Annotated in this window: 21 protein-coding genes; 12 read left to right on the top strand and 9 right to left on the bottom strand. The window is 72.3% G+C overall.

Going from position 1 to position 24,213, the window contains the following annotated elements; genetic code table 11:
* Positions 1–71 precede the first annotated feature (71 nt).
* Positions 72–1,544: a DHA2 family efflux MFS transporter permease subunit gene (locus tag BM290_RS05805; RefSeq protein ID WP_093610729.1), complete on the top strand. Its 1,473-nt coding sequence runs from the start codon at positions 72–74 to the stop codon at positions 1,542–1,544.
* 251 nt (positions 1,545–1,795) lie between these two features.
* Here the strand turns inward: BM290_RS05805 and BM290_RS05800 are convergent, their stop codons facing one another.
* Together BM290_RS05800 and BM290_RS05795 are read right to left on the bottom strand one after the other, a co-directional pair.
* Positions 1,796–3,565 carry a glycoside hydrolase family 3 protein gene (locus tag BM290_RS05800; protein ID WP_093610727.1) on the bottom strand — a complete coding sequence of 590 codons (1,770 nt, stop codon included), beginning with the start codon at positions 3,563–3,565 and terminating at the stop codon, positions 1,796–1,798.
* 19 nt (positions 3,566–3,584) lie between these two features.
* On the bottom strand, positions 3,585–4,850 hold the full coding sequence (locus tag BM290_RS05795; RefSeq protein ID WP_093610725.1) for an MFS transporter: 1,266 nt from the start codon (positions 4,848–4,850) through the stop codon (positions 3,585–3,587).
* A 236-nt stretch (positions 4,851–5,086) separates the two neighbouring features.
* Between BM290_RS05795 and BM290_RS05790 the strand changes: the two genes are divergently transcribed.
* From BM290_RS05790 to proC, 3 genes are all read left to right on the top strand, one after another.
* Positions 5,087–7,348 (top strand): ROK family protein, encoded by a 2,262-nt coding sequence (locus tag BM290_RS05790; protein WP_093610723.1) that lies wholly within the window; start codon positions 5,087–5,089, stop codon positions 7,346–7,348.
* Between the two features lie 193 nt (positions 7,349–7,541).
* On the top strand, positions 7,542–8,570 hold the full coding sequence (locus BM290_RS05785; protein WP_093610721.1) for a 6-phosphofructokinase: 1,029 nt from the start codon (positions 7,542–7,544) through the stop codon (positions 8,568–8,570).
* A gap of 82 nt (positions 8,571–8,652) precedes the next feature.
* Positions 8,653–9,465 carry a pyrroline-5-carboxylate reductase gene (gene proC, locus BM290_RS05780; protein ID WP_093610719.1) on the top strand — a complete coding sequence of 271 codons (813 nt, stop codon included), beginning with the start codon at positions 8,653–8,655 and terminating at the stop codon, positions 9,463–9,465.
* A gap of 250 nt (positions 9,466–9,715) precedes the next feature.
* Here proC and BM290_RS05775 read toward each other — a convergent pair whose 3' ends face one another.
* Positions 9,716–10,393, bottom strand: a complete 678-nt coding sequence (locus tag BM290_RS05775) for a DUF429 domain-containing protein (RefSeq protein ID WP_093610717.1) — start codon at positions 10,391–10,393, stop codon at positions 9,716–9,718.
* Positions 10,393–10,863, bottom strand: coding sequence for a glutathione peroxidase (locus tag BM290_RS05770; RefSeq protein WP_093610715.1), 471 nt, complete (start codon positions 10,861–10,863; stop codon positions 10,393–10,395). The genes BM290_RS05775 and BM290_RS05770 overlap by 1 nt, the downstream gene beginning before the upstream one ends.
* Before the next feature lie 170 nt (positions 10,864–11,033).
* Here BM290_RS05770 and BM290_RS05765 point away from each other — a divergent pair, with 170 nt between their 5' ends.
* The 3 genes from BM290_RS05765 to BM290_RS05755 all read left to right on the top strand — a co-directional run bounded on the left by BM290_RS05765 (position 11,034) and on the right by BM290_RS05755 (position 14,998).
* On the top strand, positions 11,034–12,515 hold the full coding sequence (locus BM290_RS05765) for a glycosyl hydrolase family 18 protein (RefSeq protein ID WP_093610713.1): 1,482 nt from the start codon (positions 11,034–11,036) through the stop codon (positions 12,513–12,515).
* Between the two features lie 64 nt (positions 12,516–12,579).
* Positions 12,580–13,986 (top strand): class II 3-deoxy-7-phosphoheptulonate synthase, encoded by a 1,407-nt coding sequence (locus tag BM290_RS05760; RefSeq protein ID WP_093610711.1) that lies wholly within the window; start codon positions 12,580–12,582, stop codon positions 13,984–13,986.
* On the top strand, positions 13,979–14,998 hold the full coding sequence (locus tag BM290_RS05755; protein WP_093610709.1) for a threonine aldolase family protein: 1,020 nt from the start codon (positions 13,979–13,981) through the stop codon (positions 14,996–14,998). The genes BM290_RS05760 and BM290_RS05755 overlap by 8 nt, the downstream gene beginning before the upstream one ends.
* Here BM290_RS05755 and BM290_RS05750 read toward each other — a convergent pair.
* On the bottom strand, positions 14,962–15,687 hold the full coding sequence (locus BM290_RS05750; RefSeq protein WP_093610707.1) for a CTP synthase C-terminal region-related (seleno)protein: 726 nt from the start codon (positions 15,685–15,687) through the stop codon (positions 14,962–14,964). The two genes, BM290_RS05755 and BM290_RS05750, sit on opposite strands and share 37 nt — an antisense overlap.
* Before the next feature lie 71 nt (positions 15,688–15,758).
* Here BM290_RS05750 and BM290_RS05745 point away from each other — a divergent pair, with 71 nt between their 5' ends.
* Positions 15,759–16,592, top strand: coding sequence for a LysR family transcriptional regulator (locus BM290_RS05745; RefSeq protein WP_093610705.1), 834 nt, complete (start codon positions 15,759–15,761; stop codon positions 16,590–16,592).
* On the opposite strand, the gene BM290_RS05740 is transcribed toward BM290_RS05745, so the two are convergent.
* From BM290_RS05740 to BM290_RS05730, 3 genes are all read right to left on the bottom strand, one after another.
* Entirely contained in the window at positions 16,567–17,439 is an 873-nt protein-coding gene (locus BM290_RS05740) for a deoxyribonuclease IV (protein WP_244903877.1), read from the bottom strand. The two genes, BM290_RS05745 and BM290_RS05740, sit on opposite strands and share 26 nt — an antisense overlap.
* Positions 17,427–19,421: a Stk1 family PASTA domain-containing Ser/Thr kinase gene (gene pknB, locus BM290_RS05735; RefSeq protein ID WP_093610703.1), complete on the bottom strand. Its 1,995-nt coding sequence runs from the start codon at positions 19,419–19,421 to the stop codon at positions 17,427–17,429. Before pknB ends, BM290_RS05740 begins: the two co-directional genes overlap by 13 nt.
* Before the next feature lie 163 nt (positions 19,422–19,584).
* Positions 19,585–20,262 (bottom strand): hypothetical protein, encoded by a 678-nt coding sequence (locus tag BM290_RS05730; RefSeq protein WP_093610701.1) that lies wholly within the window; start codon positions 20,260–20,262, stop codon positions 19,585–19,587.
* A gap of 35 nt (positions 20,263–20,297) precedes the next feature.
* Here BM290_RS05730 and BM290_RS05725 point away from each other — a divergent pair, with 35 nt between their 5' ends.
* Positions 20,298–20,648, top strand: coding sequence for an Rv2175c family DNA-binding protein (locus BM290_RS05725; protein ID WP_093610699.1), 351 nt, complete (start codon positions 20,298–20,300; stop codon positions 20,646–20,648).
* Between the two features lie 65 nt (positions 20,649–20,713).
* Here BM290_RS05725 and BM290_RS05720 read toward each other — a convergent pair whose 3' ends face one another.
* Positions 20,714–21,784 carry a polyprenyl synthetase family protein gene (locus BM290_RS05720; protein WP_093610697.1) on the bottom strand — a complete coding sequence of 357 codons (1,071 nt, stop codon included), beginning with the start codon at positions 21,782–21,784 and terminating at the stop codon, positions 20,714–20,716.
* A 152-nt stretch (positions 21,785–21,936) separates the two neighbouring features.
* On the opposite strand from BM290_RS05720, the gene metF reads away from it, so the two are divergent.
* The 3 genes from metF to BM290_RS05705 all read left to right on the top strand — a co-directional run bounded on the left by metF (position 21,937) and on the right by BM290_RS05705 (position 24,121).
* Positions 21,937–22,863, top strand: coding sequence for a methylenetetrahydrofolate reductase [NAD(P)H] (gene metF, locus BM290_RS05715; RefSeq protein ID WP_093610695.1), 927 nt, complete (start codon positions 21,937–21,939; stop codon positions 22,861–22,863).
* 29 nt (positions 22,864–22,892) lie between these two features.
* Positions 22,893–23,561, top strand: coding sequence for a CDP-alcohol phosphatidyltransferase family protein (locus BM290_RS05710; protein WP_093610693.1), 669 nt, complete (start codon positions 22,893–22,895; stop codon positions 23,559–23,561).
* 122 nt (positions 23,562–23,683) lie between these two features.
* The gene (locus tag BM290_RS05705; protein WP_093610691.1) at positions 23,684–24,121 is read left to right on the top strand and encodes an HNH endonuclease; all 438 of its coding nucleotides are present in this window, start codon (positions 23,684–23,686) and stop codon (positions 24,119–24,121) included.
* Positions 24,122–24,213: the final 92 nt, after the last annotated feature.

Here is a 24,213-nt window from a genome sequence, read left to right as displayed (position 1 = left end):
CTCCTCAACTTCTCCTGCTAGCCTGCCGAAGTGGAGGACAGACCTCAACTTAGCTTCGGAAGGCTCCGCGTATGAGCAGCACCGTTATTGATCGGCCACAGCCCGTGCAACGTGAGACCGGGCGCTGGTGGGCGCTCGTGGTGCTGGCCCTGGCCCAGCTGATGGTGGTGCTGGACGCCACGATCGTGAACATCGCGCTGCCCACCGCCCAGGCCGACCTCGCCTTCTCGGACGCCGACCGGCAGTGGGTCGTCACCGGATACGCGCTGGCCTTCGGCAGCCTCCTGTTGCTCGGCGGCCGACTCTCCGACTTCTTCGGCCGCAAGCGGATGTTCCTCATCGGCCTGATCGGCTTCGCCCTCGCCTCGGCGCTCGGCGGCGCCGCCAACGGCCTGGAGATGCTGATCGTGGCCCGCGCGCTGCAGGGCGCCTTCGGCGCGGCGCTCGCCCCGGCCGCCCTCTCGCTGCTCTCCACCACGTTCACCGAGCCCGCCGAGCGCGGCAAGGCGTTCGGCATCTTCGGCGCCATCTCCGGCGCCGGCGGCGGCATCGGCCTGCTGCTCGGCGGCGTCCTCACCGAGTACGCGTCGTGGCGCTGGTGCCTCTACGTCAACCTGGTGATCGCCGCCATCGCCGTGGCCGGCGCCATGATCAAGCTCAAGGACGAGCCCGTCGCCGCCCACGGCAAGATCGACGTTCCCGGCACGATCGCCGCCGTCATCGGCCTGGTCGGCCTGGTCTACGGCCTCGGCAAGGCGGAGACCGACGGCTGGACCGCGGGCTGGACCCTCGGCCCGATCGCCGTCGGCGTGGTCGCGCTGATCGCCTTCGTGCTGATCGAGCGCCGGGTGGAGAGCCCGCTGCTCCCGCTGCGCGTCGTCCTCGACCGCAACCGCGGCGGCTCCTACGCGTCGATCGCCATCGCCGGCGCCGGCATGTTCGGCATCTTCCTGTTCCTGACCTACTTCCTGACCACGGTGCTCCACTTCACCCCGGTCAAGACCGGCCTCGCGTTCCTGCCGATGCTCGGCTCGGTCATGCTCACCGCCACCACGGCCGGCTCGTTCCTGGCCCCGAAGGTCGGCCCGCGCCCGCTCGTCCCGGCCGGCGCCCTCGTCGCGGCCGGCGGCATGCTGTTCCTGACCCGCCTCGACCTCGACTCCACGTACGCCTCCGGCGTCCTCCCCGGCCTGATCATCATCGGCCTCGGCCTCGGCCTGGTCTTCGCGCCCACCCAGAACGCCGCCACCGCCGGCGTCGAACACCGCGACGCGGGCGTGGCCTCCGCGATGATCAACACGGTCCAGCAGATCGGCGGCTCCATCGGAACCGCACTGCTCAGCTCCTTCTACGCCACCGCGATCACCGACTACATGGCCGGCAAGCCCCCCACCGCCCAGCCGATGGCCCTGATCGACGGATACCACACGGTCTTCTGGTGGTCGGCCGGCTTCTTCGTCCTCGCCGCAGTGGTCGCCGCGTTCCTCTTCCGCACCGGCCCCCTCGACGTCGACCCCGACGCCCCGCCCGCCATGGCCCACTGAAAACCCGCTCGGCCCGGCACCGTTTCCCACGGTGCCGGGCCCTTCGGCGGTACGGGCCGAACCCCACCGCAACCGCAACCACGCCTGCCACACCTACCGCGCGGGGCAGGCGGTGCTCCGGACCGCGAGGCGCCCGCCGGGCCGAATGCGGCAGGCACCGTCACCCCGTTGTCCGGCTGGTCCCGGGAGCTGGCCCGAGGTGGTCGGCGCAGCTCCCGGGCGGCCGGGCCGGGCACGGAGGCGTCGGCGGATCAGCCGAGCTGGAGGCCGTGGTTGTCGGGGAACAGCGGGTTGGCGGTGTCGTTCGGGACGTCCTCGCGGGAGGCCTCCACCTCGGCCATCGAGGACGGCAGTTCGAACGGCAGTGTCCCCGTGGCGGGGGAGCGGCCGAACAGCACGTCCAGCAGCGCTTCGTCCGATGATCCGAAGCTGCCGGTCAGCGCCGCCGCGGTCGAGGCCAGCGGGGTGAGGACAGCGGGACGGTCCAGCCAGACGTCGACGACGGTCGGAAGGGTGGCGGTCAGTTCCAGGATCGGGCCCAGTTCCTCCGGGGTCCATTCCAGGCGGCCGGCGTGGAAGAACGCCTCGAACCCGCCGCCACGCGGGTCGAAAGGCGCGGCCCGCCGGACGATCGCCACATCCGCGGCCGCCGGATCGTCGACGACCTTGGCGTATCCGGCGGCCACCACCGGATCGACACCGTCCAGACGGACGGCGATCCCCTCGGTCAACGGAAGCATCGGGACACCCGAGTCGGGGTCGGGGTGGTTGGTCAGGAGGACGACGGAGCGGCGCTGGGCCGACAGGCCGGCCGCGCGGAAGGCGGGCTGTCCGGCGATCCGGGCGGCGGTGGACGGGTCCACGTAGCGGCGTTCGTCGAAGAGGCCGAGGCGGAACTTGTCGCGGAGGATGCGGCGGGCCGAGACGTCGACCCGGGACTCGGGGAGGCGGCCGCCGGTGACCAGGTCGATGATCAGTTCCGGGCAGTGTTCGCCGCCCAACTGGTCGGCTCCGGCCTCCAGGATGCGCAGCACCCGGCTGTGCCGGTCGAGGTGCTCGACACCCCAGGCGCGGGCCGGCATGTCGGTGCCCATGATCATCGCATCGGTGACCAGGCCCCAGTCGGTGCAGACGACGCCGTCGAAGCCGTACCGCCGCCGGAGCAGCCCCTCGATGACGCCCCGGCTGAAACTGAACCCGACCTCCTCGTACGGGGTGCCGACCGGCATCCCGTAGTAGGGCATCACCTGCGCGACCCCCGCTTCGAAGGCGGCCTCGAACGGCTTCAGGTGGTGGTCCCACATGTCACCCGGGTAGACCTGCTCCCGCCCGTAGTGGAAGTGCGCGTCCTCGCCGTCCTTCTGCGGCCCGGCGCCCGGGAAGTGCTTGACCATGGCGGCCACCGACGACGGGCCGAGCGTGTCGCCCTGCAGGCCGAGCACGTACTCCCGGATCATCGCGGACACCATGTCGGCGTCCGAGCCGAGGGTGCCGTTGGTGCGGGCCCAGCGGGGTTCGGTGGCGAGGTCGGCCATCGGGTGCAACGCGACACGGATGCCGGTGGCCAGGTATTCCTGCCGGACGATGTCGGCGAACTGCCGTACCAGCGAGGGGTCTTTGGTCGCACCGAGCCCGATGGGCTCCGGCCACGCGGAGAAACCGCCGGCCGACGCGGACGTCGCGGGGTTGTCGACGACACCGTGGCGCGGGTCGGTGGAGACGGTGACGGGGATGCCGTGGCCGACGCCCGCCGCGATCTCCTGGATCCGGTTGTGCCAGGTGGCGAGTTGTTCCGGCGGGACCGGCGCGAAGGTCAGGATGTTGACGTGGTTGATCAGCTTGTCCTGGAGCAGGGTGGCCGCCGACGGGATCATGTCGTTGCCGCCGGCGATCGTGCCGTCCGGGTTGACGCCGATCATGGTGTGGAACATCAGGCCCGCCTTCTCCGCCAGGGTGAGGCGGCCGAGCAGGTCGGTGACCCGGTCCTCGAGGGGCAGAGCGGCGTTCTGGTAGGGGTGCACGGGATTCTCCAGGAGGGGTTCAGCGGGCGCCGCGGACCATGCGGACCAGCAGGGATCCGGCGACTGCGACGACCGCGCCGCACAGGAAGAGCAGGCTGTAGTTGGCGTTGCCGCCGCCGACGGCGAGGATCGGCGCGGCCAGGATCGGCACGAGTGACTGCGGCAGCGCGTTGGCGATGTTGAGCACGCCCATGTCCTTGGCGGCGTCGTCGGGGTCGGGCAGCACGTCGGTGGCGAGCGCCAGGTCGACGGCGAGGTAGACGCCCTGGCCGAGCCCGAAGATCAGGGACGCGACGAGGAAGACGGCGAAGCTGCCGGCGAACGCGATGACCACGAGCGCGACAGCGACGACGAGACCGGCGCCGAGCACGAACGGCTTGCGGCGTCCGAGCCTGTCGGAGAGGGTGCCGCCGGCCGCGGAGCCGACGACCAGTCCGCCGGTGCTGACCAGGGTGGCGAGCAGGATGCCGGTGGCCACGTTGCCGGTGGTGTACCCGAACCGGTCGATCAGCAGGTACGCCTGGTAGGTGGTGACCGACGCCAGGCCCATCCAGATCAGGAAGCGGCTGACGATGTTCCACACGAAGTCGGGGTGCCGGCGCGGGCTGACGTAGAAGGTGTGCAGGAACTCCTTGAACCGGTAGGGCGCGAAGTGTCCCTTCTCGGCCGGGCGGTCCTTGAGCACGACGACCAGCAGCGCCACCGTGGCGACGCCGATCGCGGACGGGACGGCGAACATCAGCAGGGCGCTGCCGGCCAGGGCGGCGGCGAGCGCGCTGCCGGCCAGGATCGCGACCGACGTCATCAGGCCGAGGATGCCGCTGACCCGGCCGCGCTGCTGGGCCGGGATCTGGTCGGGCAGCAGCGCGGTCAGGGTGGCGAGGGTGGCGTTGACGCCGAGCTGGGCGAGCGCCCACCCGGCGGTCAGGACCGGGATGCTGCCGCCGAGCGCGACGACGAGCAGACCGGCGAAGCCGGCCACCATACCGCCGAGCAGCCACGGGCGTCGCCGGCCGAAGCGGGAGGTGGTGCGGTCGGAGAGGGCGCCGAAGAACGGGTTGCCGATCAGCGCGAGGACGGCGCCGACGGACAGCACGGCGCCGAGCGCGGCCGCCTTGTCGCCGGGCGCGATCTGCGCGACCCGGATGGACATCGTCACGATGACCGGGGTGAGGATCGTCAGATACGCGCCGAGCTGCGCGAGCGCCATCGCGACGATGAGCCGGGTCGGCGCGTCGGGAACGGTCGGGGTGGTGGCCGGCGGGCGGGGCTGGACAGTCGTCATCGCACACCTCGGGACGGAAAAAGGGGAGGAAGGCCACCGGGCCGGCTCCGGTGGTGTTAACGCCTTGTTCGCTGAACGTATCGACTCGAGCAGCGCCGAACCAGAGCCGAAAAGGCCTGCTCAACGCTGTGATTTGCCGGTGTCTCGCGTTACTGGCGCCCGGTTTGCCCGCTCCTGGGTGTGACCGGCGTCGCAATCAGCCGGTAATTAGGTCCAGTTCCGGCAAAACTGGGGCCATGTCCGGCCGGCGGGTCCATCAGGTGCGCCGTGACCTGCTGCTGGCCGCCGTCCGCGAGGCCGGCCGCAGCACCCGCGCTGATCTGGCCCGGCGCACCGGCATGGCCCGGATGACCGTCGACAACCTGGTCACCGAGCTTCTCACGGCGGGCCTGCTGGCGGAGGCGGCCGCCGTCGCCGACGGCGCCCGCGCCGGGCGTCCCGCCCGGTCGATCACTCTCGGTCCGGCCGCGGGTGGGGTGGTCGGCGCGATCGTCACCACCCAGGGGGTACGCGCCGCGAGCGCCGACCTCACCGGACGCATCCTCGCCGAGCATCACCTGTCCGGCGCCGACCTGGACAGCCTGGCTCTCCTGGTCGCCGAGTGCGCGACCGCTGTCGAGGGCCCGGCCTGGTCGATCGTGCTCGGCCTCGGCGCCGGCCGGGATCCCGCCCTCGCCGCCGGCCTGCAGCAGCGCCTCGGCCGCCGGGTGATCGTCCGGACCGCCGCCGAGCTGAGCCTTCTCGGCGAGGTCGGTTACGGGATCGCGGCCGGCCACACCGACGTCTGCTACCTGCGGGTCGGCTCCGGCATCACCTGTGGCCTGCTCCTCGGCGGGGTGCTGCACCACGGGGCGCACGGCGCCGCCGGCCGGATCGGGCACGTCCAGATGGACGAGATCGGCCCGCTCTGCCGCTGCGGCAACCGCGGCTGCCTGGACACGATCGCCTCCGCCCCGGCCATCCTCGCCGCCCTCGCCGCACCGCTCGGCGAGCCGGTCACCGCCGCCCGCGCGGTCGAGTTGTCCCGCACCGACGAGGCCACCGAGCGGATCCTCGCCGACGCCGGCCGGATGATCGGGCGGGTGGTCGCCGACGTGGCCAACACCGTCAACCCGGCCCTGGTCGTCATGGACGGGCCGCTGATCGAGGCGGGCGGCCCGATCGTCGCCGCGGTCGGTGAGTCCCTGCGGCGGTATGCGCAGCCCGAGGTGGCGGCCGGCACCACGATCCGGGCCGGGACGCTCGGCGACCGGGCCGGGCTGCTCGGCGCGCTGTTCGCGGGGCTGCGGGCCACCCCGGCGGCGCGCGGTGGCCGTACCCTCGCCCGGGTCTCACCTGCCGTGACCACCGCGGACGCCGCGCCGTCGGGCGGAGGCCGCTCCCCGGGGGATCGTGAGCGGGCGGTGCGGCAGGACATCCTCGTCGAGACGCTCCGGGCCGCCGGCCGGACAACTCGCAGTGACCTGGTGAAACGCACCCGGCTGCCGCGGGCGGCGGTGGCCGCGCTGCTGGACGGGCTGGTGCGCGACGGCGTCGTCGAGCGGTGTACGGCGGACGGGCCGCGTGCCGGGCGGCCGTCGCCGTGCTTCCGTCTGGTCACGCCGGGTGAGCTGCTGGTCGGGGTGGCGATCGAGGGCGAGGGGATCCGGGTGATCGCCGCCGGCGGCACGGGTGAGGTCCGCTGGTCCGGGTTCCGGAGCCTGCCGCTGTCGATGGACGGCCGGGCGGTGATGCGTGCCGCCGCCGGGTTCGCGCGGGAGCTGCTGGACGGGCACGGCGAGCGGCCCGGGCCGGGGACCCGGTTCGCGGTGAGCATGCCGGCGCCGGTGCACCCGGTCACCGGGCATCTCAGTTCCCGCAGCGTGCTGACCATGTTCGCCGGGTTCTCGCCGGCCGAGGAGATCGCCGCGGTCCTCGGCCGTCCGGTCGTGGCCGCCAACAACGCCCAGCTCGCGGCGCTGGCGGAGAGCCGCCGAGGCGCCGCCCGGGGCGCCCGGGACGTGCTCTACCTGAGCTGCGACCAGTTCACCGGCGCCGGTCTGGTGGCCGGTGGGCGGCCGCACGCGGGCGCGATCGGATATGCGGGGGAGGTCGGGCATCTCAACGTCCGCGAGGTGGGGCCGCTCTGCCTGTGCGGCAAGCGCGGCTGTCTCAGCGCGTTCCTGTCGCCCGGCTACTTCGCGGCGGTCTCCGACGGGCCGCCGGACGAGGGCCGGCTGCTGGCCCGGGCCGCGTCGGGAGACCGGCCGGCCCAGCGTGCGCTGCTCGACGCGGGCCGGCTGATCGGGCGTACCGTCTCGCCGTTGGTGTCCGTTTTCGATCCGGCGGTGGTGATCGTCGGGGGCCGGTTCACCGAGCCGGGGGGTTTCGTCGTCGACGGCGTCCGTGAATCGCTGCAGCGGCACTGCGCCCCGGCCGCGGCCGCCGCGCTCACAGTGGTTCCCGCAGCTCTCGGACGGGACGCGGAGGCGCTGGGGGCGATCGAGTCGCTGTTGTGAGGTTGCCGTTCCGTCGCGGCGCCGTGACCGCATCGAAACTGTCCGGCTTTAGTGGGCCGCCGTCGGGTGGCTCAGGTACGGCGACTACAGTTCGGGGGCGGCCCGCCCCGGGCCGGCAACGCTGCCGACGAAATCGTCCCTGGGGCCTCGACGGGCTATCCGCATCTCGCTACCCGATCCAGGGGGAAGAAAAATGCGTATCGGCGTGCTCACCGGTGGCGGCGACTGCCCCGGTCTCAACGCGGTCATCCGGGCCGTCGTCCGTAAGGGCGTCACCGCCTACGGTCACGAGTTCGTCGGGTTCCGCGACGGCTGGAAGGGCCCGCTCGAGGGTCTGACGAAGCCGCTGGGCATCGCGGAGGTCCGTGGCATCCTGCCGCGCGGCGGCACGATCCTGGGCTCGTCCCGCACCAACCCGTTCAAGATCGAGAACGGCGTCGAGCGGATCAAGGCGAACCTGGCCGAGCAGGGCGTCGACGCGCTCGTGGCGATCGGCGGCGAGGACACCCTCGGCGTCGCCACCAAGCTGTCCGAGCTGGGCGTCAACGTGGTCGGCGTGCCGAAGACCATCGACAACGACCTGAACGGCACCGACTACACCTTCGGCTTCGACACCGCGGTCAACATCGCGATGGAGGCCATCGACCGGCTGCACACCACCGCCGAGTCGCACCACCGCACCCTGGTCGTCGAGGTCATGGGCCGCCACGCCGGCTGGATCGCGCTGCACGCCGGCCTCGCCGGTGGCGCCAACGTCATCCTGCTGCCGGAGCGTCAGTTCGACGTCGAGCAGGTCGCCACCTACGTGACCAAGCGCTTCCAGGTGGAGTATGCGCCGATCGTCGTCGTCGCCGAGGGCGCCCAGCCGCTCGACGGCCAGATGGTCCTGCACAACCAGGAGCTGGACAGCTTCGGCCACGTCCGCCTCGGCGGCATCGGCCAGTGGCTCGCCGAGCAGCTGGAGGAGAAGACCGGCAAGGAGGCCCGTACGGTCGTCCTCGGCCACATCCAGCGCGGTGGCACCCCGACCGCGTTCGACCGGGTGCTCTCCACCCGTTTCGGCCTGCAGGCGATCGACGCCGTCCACGAGGGCGACTTCGGCAAGATGGTCGCGCTCAAGGGCACCGACGTCGTGCGGATCCCGCTGATCGAGGGCACCGGCGAGCTGAAGACCGTTCCGATCGAGCGTTACGAAGAGGCCGAGGTCTTCTTCGGCAGCTGATCCACCGTCATGATGCCGGGGGCGCTCGCCGCCCCCGGCATCATGCTTTCCACCGCCGTCGCGTCGTCCACGGGAGCCCGCTTTGTCCAAGCCCACCGTCGCGGTCCTCGGGACCGGCAAGATCGGTGAACTCGTCGTCGCCGGTCTGCTCCGCTCCGGCTGGCCTCAGGAGAACGTGCTGGCCACCGCCCGCCGCCCGGTCCGAGCCGCCGAGCTGACCGATCGGTACGGGGTGGACGTCGTCGACAACGCCACCGCCGCCGGCCGGGCCGACGTCCTGGCGATCGCTGTCAAACCGCAGGACGCCGGGGCGCTCCTCGACGGACTGGCCGGCCGGATCGGCGCGGGCACCCTGGTCGTGTCGCTCTGCGCCGGGCTGCCGACCGGGTTCTTCGCGTCCCGGCTCCCCGAGGGCACCCCGGTGATCCGGGTCATGACGAACACGCCGGCCATCGTCGACCAGGCGATGACCGCGATCTCGGCCGGCCCGCACGCGACCGGCGAGCACCTGGACATCGCCGAGCAGATGTTCAAACCGCTCGGTGTGACGGTCCGGGTGCCGGAGTATCAGCAGGACGCGGTGACCGCGATCTCCGGGTCCGGGCCGGCCTACTTCTACCTCTTCGTCGAGGCGATGATCGAGGCCGGGGTCCTGCTCGGGCTGCCGCGCGCCGTCGCCCACGAACTGGCCGTGCAGACCGCGGCCGGGTCGGCGGCCATGCTGCGCGAGTCCGGGGAGCACCCGGTCAAGCTGCGCGAGGCGGTCACCTCGCCGGCCGGGACGACCGCCGCAGCCCTGCGTGAGCTGGAGCGGCACGGCATCCGGTCGGCGGTGCTCGGCGCCCTCGAAGCGGCCCGCGACCGGGCCGGGGAGATCGCCGCCCAGGCCCGCTGACCCTCTTGACCGGGCGTCGGAGCTGCCGAAAGGGCAGCCCGCACGACTGGCCGGGGGTGATCCTGTTCGGCGGGCGGGACCGCGGCTGGTCGCGAGAGCCGTCCACGGGGCTCGGGAGCAGCTCTGACGACCAGCCGGTGACCATCGCATCAGCCCGGCGGCCGCGTTCCGGCCGGAAGGACCGCCGGCGTCGCGGGGGAGGGGACCGAGCCGCCATCGCTGCGGTTGCGGAGCGGTGGACCGTACGACATCAGTAATAGATCGCGATCTTGCTGCCGTTCTCCTCCTCGGGCGGGCTGGGGTGGCTCAGGGCCGCGCCGGTGGCGACCCGGTGCGCCGTCCAGGCGACGGCGGCCGCGTCGAGGATGTCGTCGGGCGGCGCCTGGCCGGCCGGGCCCAGCCGGTCCGGCAGCACGATCCCGTTGCGGGCCAGCAGCTCCCGGCGGCGGGCCTGGCCGCTCCACGTCTTCTTGGCGTGCGCCAGCGGCTCGCCGGCCATGGTCCGGAAGGAGACCTCCGGGTGGGCCTCGAAGAGCAGCCCCGGGTGCCGCTCCCAGATCGCGTTGGCCTCCAGTAGCTTGGGCCGCAGCGCCCAGGACTGCCGGCTGAGCCCGGCGCCGGTCAGCTCCCGGCAGAGCCGGTTGGCGGAGGCGAAGTCGGGCTCCTGCCAGACCGCCCGCGGCGGCACCCGGAAGACGCTGCCGCGGCGCGGGCCGAGCTGGTCGGCGGCCAGGGTGTCGGCGGCCCGCCACCGGTCCGGGAGCATGCCGAGCGGGATGTCCACGCCGATCACCGCGGCGCCGGAGCTGCCGGCGACGATCTCGTAGAGGGTGGCGGCCAGGACGGCGCGCCCGAAGGCCCCGTCGCGCAGTTCGACGCCGACCCAGCCGAGCGGGTACGCGTCGACGCCGATCACGTGGATGCTCATCAGTGCGGCAGCAGCTTCTCGATCGTCGCGACGAGCTCCGGGTCGTCCGGCTGGGTGCCCGGCTCGAAGCGGGCCGCCACCGCGCCGTCCGGGGCGACCACGAACTTCTCGAAGTTCCACGAGATGTCAGCGCCGCCGCCGACGAGCTCGGTGTAGAGGGGGTGCCGGCCGGGTCCGTTGACCTCGACCTTCTCGGTCACCGGGAAGGTCACGCCGTAGTTGACCCGGCAGAACTCGTCGATCTCCGCGGCGGTGCCGGGCTCCTGCCCGCCGAACTGGTCGCACGGCACGCCGACCAGCACGAGGCCGCGGTCACGGTAGGTCTCCCAGAGGTTCTGGAGCTTCGCGTACTGCGGGGTCAGGCCGCATCGCGAGGCGACGTTGACCACCAGCACGACCTTGCCGCGGTAACGGTCCAATTCGGTCGCGCCACCGGTGAGGGCGCCAATGTTGACGTCGAAGATGGTCATGACGGAAGACTACCGGCCGTGTCCGCCCGATTGCACGCCGTCGTGACGTGACCGTCTGCGTTAAAGAACCTTAAATGCTGTTCACCTGGCTTGACTGTTGTTAATCGATGTGACTACCGTCTCTTCATCCCTCTCTTTGGAAAGTTTCCTAACTGTTTGAGGAGACATCCTTGCGTACAACCCCCCGTCGGGCGCTCATCACCGGCGCGATCGTGCTGGCGTCCAGCGTCGCCGTGCCGATGAGCCAGGCGTCCGCCGCCGTCGCCTGTGCCACCCCCTGGTCCGCCACCGCCGTCTACGTGAAGGACAACGTCGCCTCGCAGAACGGCCACAACTACACCGCCAAGTGGTGGACCCAGAACGAGTCGCCCGCCACCAACAGCACCCAGTGGGCGGTCTGGATCGACAACGGCGCCTGCGGTGGCACGCCCACCACGCCGCCGACCACGACTCCGCCCACCACGCCGCCCACCACGCCGCCGACGACCCCGCCGACGACGCCGCCCACCACCCCGCCGACCACGACGCCGCCGGCCACCGGAAGCAAGTGGGTCGTCGGCTACTTCGCCGAGTGGGGCGTCTACGGCCGCGGCTACCACGTCAAGAACATCGACACGTCCGGCTCGGCGTCCAAGCTGACCCACATCCTGTACGCGTTCGCCAACACCACCGGCGGCCGCTGCACCATCGGTGACTCCTACGCCGACTACGAGAAGGCGTACACCGCCGCGGAGAGCGTCGACGGCGTCGCGGACACCTGGGACCAGCCGCTGCGTGGCTCGTTCAACCAGCTCCGCAAGCTGAAGAAGAAGTACCCGGGCCTCAAGGTGATCTACTCGGTCGGCGGCTGGACCTGGTCCGGCGGCTTCACCCAGGCCGCCGCCAACCCGGCCGCCTTCGCCGAGAGCTGCTACAACCTGGTCGAGGACCCGCGCTGGGCGGACGTCTTCGACGGCATCGACGTCGACTGGGAGTACCCGAACGCCTGCGGCCTCTCCTGCGACGCCAGCGGCCCGGCCTCCTACGCCAACGTGATCAGCGCGCTGCGCGCCAAGTTCGGCAGCAACAACCTGATCACCTCGGCGATCTCCGCCGACGGCAGCAACGGCGGCAAGCTCGACGTGGCCGACTACGCGGCCGGCATCGCGAAGCTCGACAAGGTCTTCCCGATGACGTACGACTACTTCGGCGCCTTCGCGGCACAGGGCCCGACCGCCCCGCACTCGCCGCTGACCTCGTACACCGGCATCCCGACGGCCGGCTTCAACTCGGACGCCGCGATCCAGAAGCTCAAGAGCAAGGGCGTCCCGGCGGCCAAGATCCTGCTCGGCATCGGCTTCTACGGCCGCGGCTGGACCGGCGTCACCCAGGCCGCCCCGGGCGGCAGCGCGACCGGCGCGGCGCCCGGCACCTACGAGGCGGGCATCGAGGACTACAAGGTCCTCAAGACCAAGTGCCCGGCGACCGGCACGATCGGTGGCACGGCGTACGCCTTCTGCGGCGGCAACTGGTGGGGCTACGACACCCCGTCGACCATCGCCGGCAAGCTGACCTACGCCAAGAACCAGGGCCTCGGCGGCGCGTTCTTCTGGGAACTCTCCGGCGACACCACCAACGGTGAGCTGATCACCGCGATCAAGAGCAACCTGTAGTACTCCTGGCGAAAAGAGGGGCACCGGCGGCGACGCCGGTGCCCCTCTTCCGTACGCTTTCGGCATGCGTCGTGAGTGGCATCAGCTCAGTCACCCGGGAGTGGGCAATCCGGCCCTCCAGACGTCCCGGCCGTCCACCGATTCGGCCGAGGACGAGGCTCTGGGGCTCGACCGATGGCGCAGCCTGCCGCGCGTGCAGATGCCGCCCTGGCCGGACATGGCCGAGGTCGCCGAGGTCTGCAAGGTGCTCGACAGCGTGCCGTCGATCGTCGCGCCCTACGAGGTCGACCAGCTCCGGCACCGGCTCGCCGAGGTCTGTGAGGGCCGCGCCTTCCTGCTGCAGGGCGGCGACTGCGCCGAGACCTTCGCCGACAACACCGAGAGCCACCTGCTGGCCAACGCGCGCACCCTGCTGCAGATGGCGGTCGTGCTCACCTACGGCGCGTCGATGCCGGTGGTCAAGGTGGCCCGCGTCGCCGGGCAGTACACGAAGCCCCGCTCCGCGCCGACCGACTCGCTGGGCCTGCCCGCCTACCGCGGCGACATGATCAACTCGCTGGAGGCGGACGAGACGGCGCGCATCGCCGACCCGCAGCGCATGATCCGGGCGTATGCCAACTCGGCCGCCGCCATGAACATGCTCCGGGCGTATCTTTCGGGTGGTCTCGCCGACCTGCACGGCCTCCACGACTGGAACAAGGACTTCGTCCGCGCCTCCCCGGCCGGCGAGCGTTACGAGGCGATCGCCCGCGAGATCGACCGCGCCCTCGACTTCATCCGCGCCTGCGGCATGACCGACAGCGAGGCGCTGCGTACGGTCAGCCTGTACTGCTCGCACGAGGCCCTCGCCCTGGAGTACGACCGGGCCCTCACCCGCGTGTCGGACGGCCGTGCCTACGGGCTGTCCGGCCACTTCCTGTGGATCGGCGAGCGCACCCGCCAGCTCGACCACGCGCACATCGACTTCATCAGCCGGATCGCCAACCCGATCGGCGTCAAGATCGGTCCCGGCACGTCGCCGGAGACCGCGATCGAGCTGTGCGAGCGGCTCAACCCGCTGAACGAGCCGGGCCGCCTCACGCTGATCAGCCGGATGGGCAACGGCAAGGTCCGCGACGCCCTGCCCCCCATCGTGGAGAAGGTGCACGCCTCCGGCGCCAAGGTCGTCTGGCAGTGCGACCCGATGCACGGCAACACCCACGAGTCGTCGAACGGCTACAAGACCCGCCACTTCGACCGGGTCGTCGACGAGGTGCTCGGCTACTTCGAGGTGCACCGCGGCCTCGGCACCCACCCGGGCGGCATCCACGTCGAGCTGACCGGGGAGGACGTCACCGAGTGCCTCGGCGGCGCCCAGGGCATCGAGGACCTCGACCTGCCGGACCGTTACGAGACGGCCTGCGACCCCCGGCTGAACACGCAGCAGAGCCTGGAGCTGGCGTTCCTCGTGGCCGAGATGCTCCGTGGCTGACCTGCGCTCGGACACTGTCACCCGCCCCACCAAGGGGATGCGGACGGCGATGGCCCGCGCGGCCGTCGGCGACGACGTCTTCGGTGACGACCCGACCGTCAACGCGCTCGAGGCCCACGTGGCGGAGCTGTTCGGTCACGAGGCGGCGCTCTTCGCCCCGTCCGGCACGATGGCCAACCAGATCGCCCTGCAGCTCGTCGTCCCGCCCGGTGGCGAGCTGCTGGCCGGCGCCGACGCGCACGTCGTCACCTACGAGCTCGGGGCGGCCGCGATGCTGGGCGGCATCTCCACGCGGACCTGGCCGTCCGACGGCGCGATGCTGAACGTCGAGCGGATCGCCGACATGATCCGCCCGGCCGGCTTCCCGTCGGTGCCGACCGCCGCGATCGCCGTCGAGCAGACCCACAACCTCGGCGGCGGCGGTGTCATCCCGCTCGGCACGCTGCAGGACCTGCGGGTCGCCGCCGACAAGCACAACGTCGCCCTGCACTGTGACGGGGCCCGGATCTGGCACGCGCACATCGCCGACGGGGTGACCCTCGCGGAGTACGGCGCTCTCTTCGACACCCTCTCCGTCTGTCTCTCCAAGGGCCTCGGCGCGCCGGTCGGCTCGCTGGTCATCGGCAGCCGGGAGCGGATCGCGAAGGCCCGGGTGATCCGTAAGCGGATGGGTGGTGGGATGCGCCAGGCCGGCATCCTCGCCGCCGCCGGGCGGTACGCGCTCGACCACCACGTCCGGCGGCTCACCGAGGACCACGAGCGGGCCCGCCAGATCGCCGAGGCGCTCGCCCCCTACGGCGTCGTCGACCCGGAGAAGGTGCGGACCAACCTCGTGCCTCTGGACCTGTCGAAACACGAGCTGAGCGCACCCGCGCTGGCGTCGGCCGCCGCCGAGCGCGGTGTGCTGATCGCGGCGATGCTGCCGCAGGTCGCACGACTGGTCACCCACCTCGACCTGGACGAGGCGGGCGTGGATCAGGCCATCGACGTCCTCACCGACCTGCTGGCCTGAGCGGCGCCCGCGGCCGTGACGAAGCCACGGATGATCGGGTGCGGGTCCGTCCCGTCGCCGGCCAGCTCCGGCTGGAAGAGCGTGAGCAGGTAGAAGGGATGGTCCGCCAGCTCGGCGGCACGGACCGCCCCGCTCTCGTCGCGGCCGGTGAACCGCATCCCGTTCGTGGTCAGCAGGTCGAGGTGGGCCTCGGCCAGCCCGTAGGAGCAGTGGTATCGCTCCACCGTGCGGGGCGCGCCGACCAGCCGCTCGAGCAGCGAGCCGGGAGTCACCTCGACAGCCGCCGCGTGGCCGGCCAGGGAGCAGGCGAGCTCGACGATCAGCGAATCAGGGTCCTCCTCCTCGCCCTCCGCATACTCCGAGTGGCTCGCGGCGGCGAAGCCGCACTCGTGGCGCGCGAACTCCAGCAGGGCGTGCTGGAAGCCGCCGCACGTGCCGAGGAACGGGACACCGCCGAGCCGGGCCACCCGGGCCGCGGTGATGCCGCCCTCGGGGCTGCGATAGGGGCTGCCCGGCACCAGCCAGATCCCGTCGAAGCCGTGCAGCGCCGCCGGATCCCGGGCATCCGGCGTGGGGATCCAGTAGATGTCGATGTCCACCTCGTCACGCATCACGTCGAGGAGATCGGGGATCCGGTGGTGGGCGCGAACGGCCGGTGACCGATCGCCGACCAGGGCGATTTTCATCATGGGTCCACTCTCGTCGCTCCACGAGATCAGGTCCAACGATGATTGCTAATGAGGCCATTAGCATCGCTTATGTGGACACGCATCTGCTCCGTACCTTCGTGGCCGTCGCCACGACCGGGTCGTTCTCCGCCGCCGCCGAGCAGCTCGGCTTCACCCAATCGGCGGTCTCCCAGCAGATCGCCGCGCTCGAGACCGACCTGGACACCCCGCTGCTGACCCGCCGGCCGGTCGCCCTCACCCCGGCGGGTGAACGCCTGCGCCGGCACGCCGCGCTGCTGCTGACCCGGCTCGACATGGCCCGCGCCGACGTGACCCGCGCGGTGGCCCCGCCCGGCCGCCTGATCGTCGGCCTGACCCCGCTCGCGTGGTCGCGCCGGGTGTCCCGGGCCCTCGCCACGATCCGCGCCGGATCGGCCCGCCTGAGCAGCCGGGTGCTCGTCGCCGACCGGGAGCGGATCGTCGCCGCGGCCACCACCGGCGAGATCGACGTCGCCCTGGTCGACGGGTTCACCGCGCCGAGCGACCCGCTGCCGCTCCCGGTGGCCGGTGCGGTCGGGGTGGCCGAGGACGCGGCGGTGGTGGCGGTGCCGGGCGATCATCCGCTGACCGCGCGACGGACCGTGGAACTCGCCGATCTCGCGGAGGCCTACTGGATCGACGCTCCTGTGGTGTCGCCCTTGACGAGCCTGCCGGTGGACGGTCTGCGCGCCGGGTTACGTTACGAGGGCGCCGACGTGGCGGTGCTGCTCGGGCTGGTCCGGGCCGGCCACGGGCTGTCGGTCCTGCCCGCGAGCACCGCGGAGGGAGTCGCCCTGCCCCGCCTGGTGCATCGGGTGGAGCTGCTGCTCACCCCGGGCGCCGGCGAGCCGGCGACCCGGCTCAGCGAGCTTCTCGCAGCCCCTTGAGCAGCGTGATGTCGGCCGCGTGACCCTCGTGCTCGACCGTCGGAGTCTCCACGATGACCGGGATGCCCGCGGTCGCCGGGTGGGCCAGCAGCTCGGCGAACGGCGCCGTGCCGATCCGGCCCTTGCCGATCGTCTCGTGCCGGTCGCGCGTCGACCCGCACTCGTCCTTCGAGTCGTTGGCGTGGATCAGCTGGAGCCGGCCCGGCCCGGCCGCCTCGACCAGCGCGTCGAGCGTCGTCGTCATGCCGCCCGGGGTGGCCAGGTCGTGCCCGGCCGCCCAGGCGTGGCAGGTGTCGAAGCAGACGCCCAGCCACGGGTGCTGCTCCACGGCCGCCAGATAGGCCGACAGGTCCTGCACCTTCGACGCCAGGCTCCGCCCGCCGCCCGCGCTCGGCTCGACCAGCAGCCGGGGCAGCCCCTCGGCGGCCGCCCGGTCGAGCAGCGGCAGCAGCTGCTCGTGGAGCTGGTGCATCGCCTTCTCGGCGTGTGCCTCGTCGACCGAGCTGCCGGCGTGGTAGACGACAGCGGTCGCGCCGATCGCCTTGCCGCGCAGCAGGGCGTGCTCCAGCGTGGCGATCGAGCGCTCCACCGTCAGCTCGGTCGGTGAGCCCAGGTTGACCAGCAGCGACGCGTGGATGTAGGCGGGCAGCCCGCGCTCGCCGATCCCGTCGCGGAACAGCACGTCCTGCTTCGGGTCGCCGGGTGGCAGGGCCCAGCCGCGGGAGTTGGAGACGTACACCTGAAGGGTCTCCGAGCCCGCGGCGTCGGCGTAGGGGAGGGCCGCCTTGGCCAGCCCTCCCGACGTCTTGGTGTGTGATCCGATCCGGCGCAGTGTCACAGGAAGCACACCAGCTGGACGACGCTCTGCGGCGGGACCGGCGTGCCGGGCCCCGGGTTCATCTGGCGCGCCGTCGCGTTCGGGTCGCCGGTCATCTGCACCTGGAGTCCCTGCTGCTGGAGCGCCGCGGCCGCCTGCTGGCACGGCTGGTTCGTCACGTCCTGCAGGACGATCTGTGCCGGGCCCTTGCTGAACTGGAGGGTGACCTCCGCGTTCTTCTCCACGCCGGTGCCCGCCTTGGGCGACTGGCTGATCACCTCGTCGGCCGGCTTGTCGCTCTCCACGGCCTGCTCCACCACCTGGAGGCCCCGCTCGCTCAGCTGCCGGCGGGCCTCGTTGATGTTCTGGCCGACCAGGTTCGGGATGGTGATCGGCGCCTTGCCCTTGCTCAGCACCACCTCGACGGTGTCGCCCGGCTTGAGCTCGGTGCCCGCTTTCGGGTTGGTGGACAGCACCACGCCCTCCGGGGCGGTGTCGCTGTACTGCCCCTTGCCCTGCTTCACCTTCAGCTTGATCGCTTCCAGCTGGGCCTTGGCGAACGCCAGCTCCTGGCCCTCCAACTCGGGAACCGGGTGCACCTCGGGACCGAGCGACAGGATCACGGTGATGTTGTCACCCTTGACGATCTTGTCCTGCGGACCCGGGTTCTGCTCGAGCACCGAGCCCTTGGCCACGGCGTCGCTGTACTTGCCCTCGCCGACGACCAGCGTGAAACCCTCCTGCTGGGCGTAGGCGGTGGCCTGGTCCTGGCTCATGGTCAGCAGCCGGGGCGTCTCGGTGTAGCGCCCGAGCGTCACCCACCACGTGCTGCCGACAACGACCAGGGCCATCACCGCGATCAGCGCGGTCAGCACGACCCGGCGCCGGTCCTCGAAGAAGCCGGACAGCCCGCCCGCCGGCGCCGCGGCCCGGCGGTGCGGCGCGGTGCGGCCGCCCTGCTCCGGCAGCCGCGCCCAGGACGGGCGGTGGGACGCCTGATAGGCGGTGCCGGCCGGGACCGGTGGCACCAGAGCGGTGGCGTCGGCGGACGGGACGGCCGGGACGATCCGGGTCGCGTCGGACGTGCCGGGCGCGCCCGGCACCTGACGCATCAACGCGGTCTCGACGTGCGTCACGCCGAGACCGTCGCGGGCGGTCTGCACCTCGGTCAGGAACGCGCCGGCGTCGGTCGGGCGCGAGCCCGCGTCCCGCCGGGTGGCCCGGGCCACCAGGCGGTCCAGCACCGTGGGCAGGCCGCGGATGATCGACGAGGGCGCCGGGACGTCGTTGTCGACGTGCTGCCAGGCCACCTCGATCGGCTCGGTGCCGTCGTAGGGCACCCGGCCGGTCAGCATCTCGAAGAGCACGATGCCGGCCGAATACACGTCGGTCCGCGCGTCGGCGTGCCCGTTCTGCACGAGCTCGGGCGCCACATACGCCACCGTGGCCATCAGCTGGCCGGAGTCGTCGACGGTGCTCGCCTCGATGGCCCGGGCCAGACCGAAGTCGGCCACCTTGACCACGGCGTCCACCAGGTCGGCCGCGCCGCCGCTGGGAGCCTCGGCGACCAGCACGTTCTCCGGCTTGACGTCACGGTGCACCAGGCCGGCGCGGTGGGCGGCGGCGATCGCGGCGAGCATCTGCTCCAGGATCGCGAGCGCCTCGACCGGGCTCAGCCGGGTGCGCTGGCTCAGCAGGTCACGCAGGGTGCGGCCCTGCACGAACTCCATCACCAGATAGGGCAGACCCTGATGACGCCCCTGGTCGTAGACCGCCACGACATTGGGGTGGGTCAGGCGGGCGATCGTCTTGGCCTCGTCGGTGAAACGGTCGACGAAGTGGACGTTGGTGGCCTGCGACGGGTGGATGATCTTCAGCGCGACGGTGCGCTCAAGCCGCTCGTCGGTGGCCCGGTAGACGGTCGCCATGCCACCACGGGCGACGCGACCGGTGATCCGGTAGCGCCCGTCAATCGTTGTGCCGATCAACGTATCGGCGACTGTGGTGTCCATCGGCGTGAAGTGTATGTGTCTTTCCAGTGGGGGTGGCCCAGGATGTCACAGCTGAGTCCAAACGGGTACCCAAATGGCTGTGAGCTGGGCTGATTGACGCGGAAGCCATTCACATAAGGCGGAATAAGGCATTTATCACCATGCGTGATGCTGGTGATGGCGGTCACTGCAGGGGGATCCAGACCCCGTCGCCGAAGCTGGGAGCGCTCGCGCCCGGATCCGCCGGCATGCTCGGCGGCACGGACGCCGGGACCGTGGCCGGCGGCACCGTCGGGGTCGGCACCGGCGGGGTGTCGCAGTCGCACTCCGGCGGTGTCGTGACCGGTCCGGCGGGCCGGGTGTTCTCCCTGGTCGGAGGGTTCGGCGCGGGTGTCGTGACGACGTGGGTGGTGGTCGTGACGACCGGCGCGGCCGGGGCCGGCGAGGTGGCGCGCGGCCGGTGCCGTGGCCCGCCCATCCGGGCGTCGCCGCCGTCGTGGGCGGGCGCCGGCCCGGCCTCGAAGGCGGGCGGCCGGGGCGCCACGGCGACCTCGGGCACGGCCGCCGGGGGGTCGGTCATCCGCCCGGCGAACGCGGTCGTCGCCATCAGGTACGACCCGGCCGCCCCGAACGCGGCCAGCGCGCAGAAGGCGGCCACCGCGACAGATCGTCGCGGTGGCCGCGCGTGGTCGGCCACCGGCTCGGCGGGCAGGCTGATCAGCGAGCCGGGGAACGTGCTCATCCCGGTCGACGTGACGTCCGGAACACCCCCGCGGCGGGCCTCCGGGCGACGCCCCAGGTCGTAGCAGAGGGACCGCCAGGCCCCGGCCGTCTCGGCACGGACGTTGCGCCACAGGCTCACAACAGTTCTCCGATCTGGTCTGGCACCCTGTACAGGTGACCGAACCCGTAACCCCCGGCCCCTCCGGCTGGGTCTCCCTGCCGGATGTGTCCGAAAAGCTCGGTGTGACGATCAGCAAGGTGCACCAGCTGATCCGCGAGGGATCGCTGCTCGCGGTCCGCCGGGACGGCATCCGGGTGGTGCCCGCCGAGCTGGTGGCGAACGCCACCGTGCTCAAGCACCTGCCCGGTGTGCTGACCCTGCTCCATGACGCCGGGTTCAACGACGAAGAGGCCCTGGGGTGGCTCTACACCCCGGACGAGACTCTCGGCGGCAACGCCGCGACAGCCCTCGGCGGCGATCTGGCCCGCGAGGCGAAACGGCGGGCGCAGGCGGTCGGTTTCTGATCCTTTGCGGTACGGCTACCCGCCCCCATCCCGCAAGGTGTGCGGGCGGGCCGTGCCGGGGTGTCTCAGACCGAGCGCCGGGTCGCCGCGTCGGCGAGCGCCAGCAGCACCTCGCGCGCCTCCTCCTCGATCGGGGCCGCGCGGAGGGCCGCGAGCGCCTCCCCGCTCAGCGCGTCGATCCGTGCCTCGGTCGCGTCCAGCGCCCCGGACGCCCGGATGACCGCCCGTAGCCGCTGCACGCCCGCGTCGTCCAGCGCCGGGTCGCCCAGCGCCGCCTCCAGCTCGGCACGGCCGTCCTCGTCGAGGGCCGTCAGCGCCGAGGCCACCAGATACGTGCGCTTGCCCTCGCGCAGGTCGTCGCCGGCGGGCTTGCCGGTCTGCGCCGGATCCCCGAAGACGCCGAGCACGTCGTCCCGCATCTGGAACGCCTCACCCAGCGGCAGGCCGAACGCCGCGTACGACGCGAAGACCTCCGGCCCGGCCCCGGCGAGGGCCGCCCCGAGCAGCAGCGGGCGCTCCACCGTGTATTTCGCCGACTTGAACCGGGCCACCTTGCCGGCCCGCTCCAGCGACGTGTCCGCGGTCGCCTGGGTGAGCACGTCCAGGTACTGCCCGACGGTCACCTCGGTCCGCATCCGGTCGAAGACCGGCCGCGCCCGGGCCAGCTCGGCCAGCCCCATCCCGGACATGTGCAGCAGATCGTCCGACCAGACCAGGGCCAGGTCGCCGAGGAGCACCGCCGCCGAGTCGCCGAACCCGGCCGCGTCGCTGCGCCACCCCTCCCGCTGGTGCAGCCGCTCGAACCGCCGGTGCACCGACGGCTCCCCGCGCCGGGTGTCCGACCGGTCCATCAGGTCGTCGTGGATCAGCGCGCTCGCCTGCACCAGCTCCAGCGCCGAGACCGCCGCCACCACCTCGTCCGAGTCGACGCCGCCGGCGCCCCGGAACCCCCAGTAGGCGAACGCCGGCCGCAGCCGCTTGCCGCCGCCCAGCACGAACGCCGACACCGCGTCGGCCACCTCGGCCAGCGCCGGGTCGATCTCCAGCAGGTGCGCCCGCTGGGTCGCGAGGAAGCCGGCGAGGGCCTTGTCGACACGGGGCCGCAGACCGGCCCGCTCTAGCGGAGAGTTCGTCACCCTTCCAGACGCTATCTGGTGCCCTCCGGCCCTGTTCGGTAACCCCGGCCTGCTCCCGGGCCCGCCACCCGGCCCGCGGATCGGTCTCCCGTGGCCTGGGACGGCCCTCGCAGCCGGCCGGGGTTCGCCCGGGCGGCCGGTAGAGTTCCGGTATGGCTCTCGGTCTTCCCTCCCGGCTGCCCGGCGCGCCGTCCATCGGTGACCTGGTCCGTGGCCCCGCGCCGACGTTCTCGTTCGAGTTCTTCCCGCCGAAGACACCGGTCGGCGAGCAGCGGCTCTGGCAGGCGATCCGGGAGCTGGAGTCGCTGCGGCCCGACTTCGTGTCGATCACCTACGGGTCCGGCGGCAGCACCCGCGACACCACGGTCGCCGTCACCGAGCGCGTCGCGACCGAGACCACCCTGCTGCCGATGGCGCACCTCACCGCGGTCGACCACTCGATCGCCGAGCTGCGCAACGTGATCGGCCGGCTGGCCGGCGCCGGGATCAGCAACATCCTGGCCGTCCGCGGCGACCCGCCCGGCGACCCGACCGGCGAGTGGGTCAAGCACCCCGACGGCGTCCTCTACGCCGAGGAGCTGGTCCGCCTGATCCGCGACTCGGGTGACTTCAGCGTCGGCGTGGCCGCTTTCCCGTACAAGCATCCCCGCTCCGCCGACGTGGAGAGCGACACCCGCGACTTCGTCCGCAAGTGCCGGGCCGGCGCCGACTTCGCGATCACCCAGATGTTCTTCGACGTCGACGACTACCTGCGCCTCCGCGACCGGGTCACGGCGGCCGGCGGCGACACCCCGATCCTGCCCGGCCTCATGCCGGTCACCCAGATGGCCACGATCGAGCGCGCCACCGTCCTCTCCGGCGCCCCGTTCCCGGCGGCGCTGCTGCCCCGCTTCGAGCGCCTCGCCCACGACCCCGAGGCGGTCCGCGCCCTCGGCATCGAGCTGTGCGCCGACATGTGCGCCCGCCTGCTGGCCGAGGGCGTTCCCGGCATCCACTTCATCACCCTGAACCGTTCCACCGCGACCCGCGAGGTCTGGCAGCTGCTGGCTCCCGCCGAGGCCGCCACCGCCGCCGCCTGACCGTGCCCCCGCCCACCCCCACGCCGGTGATGAGCTGGGACGACTACGTGGCGGCGTGGTCGGGGCTGCATGGTGGATTCGATCCGCGGCGGGCCTCGCCTCCGGTCCGTGGGTGGGTGCTTCTCGCGTACCGTCTCGGCTCTCTTCTCGGCCGTAACCGGATCCAGCCGCTCACGGTGACCCTCGCCGGTCTGCTGCTCTGTCTCGCCGTGCCGGTGGTGATCGGCCTGGCCGGGCCGGCGGGCCTGGCGGTCGGCGCGCTGCTCGTGCTGCTGGCCGCCGTCGCCGACGGGCTCGACGGGGCGGTCGCGGTGGTGACCGGGCGGGTGACCAGGGCCGGGCACGTCTACGACTCGGTCGCCGACCGTCTCGGCGAGGCCGCCTGGCTGACCGCGTTCTGGCTGGCCGGAGCCCCCGCCTGGCTCGCCGTCGCGGCGGGCGCGGGCAGCTGGCTGCACGAGTACCTGCGGGCCCGCGCGACCACCGCCGGGATGACCGAGATCGGCACGGTCACCGTGGGTGAGCGCCCCACCCGTGTCGCCGTCGGCGTGACCGGCCTGCTCCTGGCCCCGATCGCCACCCTGGTCGGACCGGAGTGGACCGCCCCCGCACTGACCGTGACGGTGGCGATCTGGCTGCTCCTGCAGACCGTCGGGCTGTGCCAGCTCGTCGTGGCAGTTCACCGCGCTTTGCGCTGATCGTTAATCAGTTGTCGCCGGTCGATGCCGGGCCTATTTTTTCCTCAGCGGATCCGGGCCGGGGGGAACGCCTCTGAGCTGTGGATTCGCTGTCAGGCAAACGATTTTCCGGGGGTGACGAAATGAGTGCGGTTCTGGTTCTGAACGCCGACTGCGGACCGCTGCACCGGGTCAGCCTCCGGCACGCGATCCGGATGCTGTTCCGTCAGGTCGCCGTGGTCCACGAGGCCCAGCCCGACACACGGATGGGTGTCTACCCGGTGCCGACCGTGGTCCGGCTGGTGTCCTATGTGGTGACGCGGTGGCGCCGCGGCCGGGGTCCGGGCTGGTCGCGGGCCGGTGTGCTGGTGCGCGACGGGCGCCGGTGCGCCTACTGCGGTGACGCCGCTTCGACCATCGACCACGTGCTGCCGCGGTCGCGGGGTGGCCGTAACGAATGGCTGAACACCGTCGCCGCGTGCGGGCGCTGCAACAACCGCAAGGGTGACCGCACGCCGGCCGAGGCCCGGATGCCGCTGCGCATCACGCCGTTCGCCCCGGTCTGGTCCGCTCACCTCTGATCTTTCGACTTTCCTCATCCGGGCGGCCGGCGAGTGAACACGGGGACTCGCCGGCCGCCCCCTCTGCGGCCGACAATGCGGCGGGGGCGACA

The sequence above is a fragment of the Actinoplanes philippinensis genome, from assembly GCF_900113015.1.
Taxonomy (GTDB): domain Bacteria; phylum Actinomycetota; class Actinomycetes; order Mycobacteriales; family Micromonosporaceae; genus Actinoplanes; species Actinoplanes philippinensis.
This window is presented reverse-complemented; position numbering and strand designations above follow the sequence as displayed.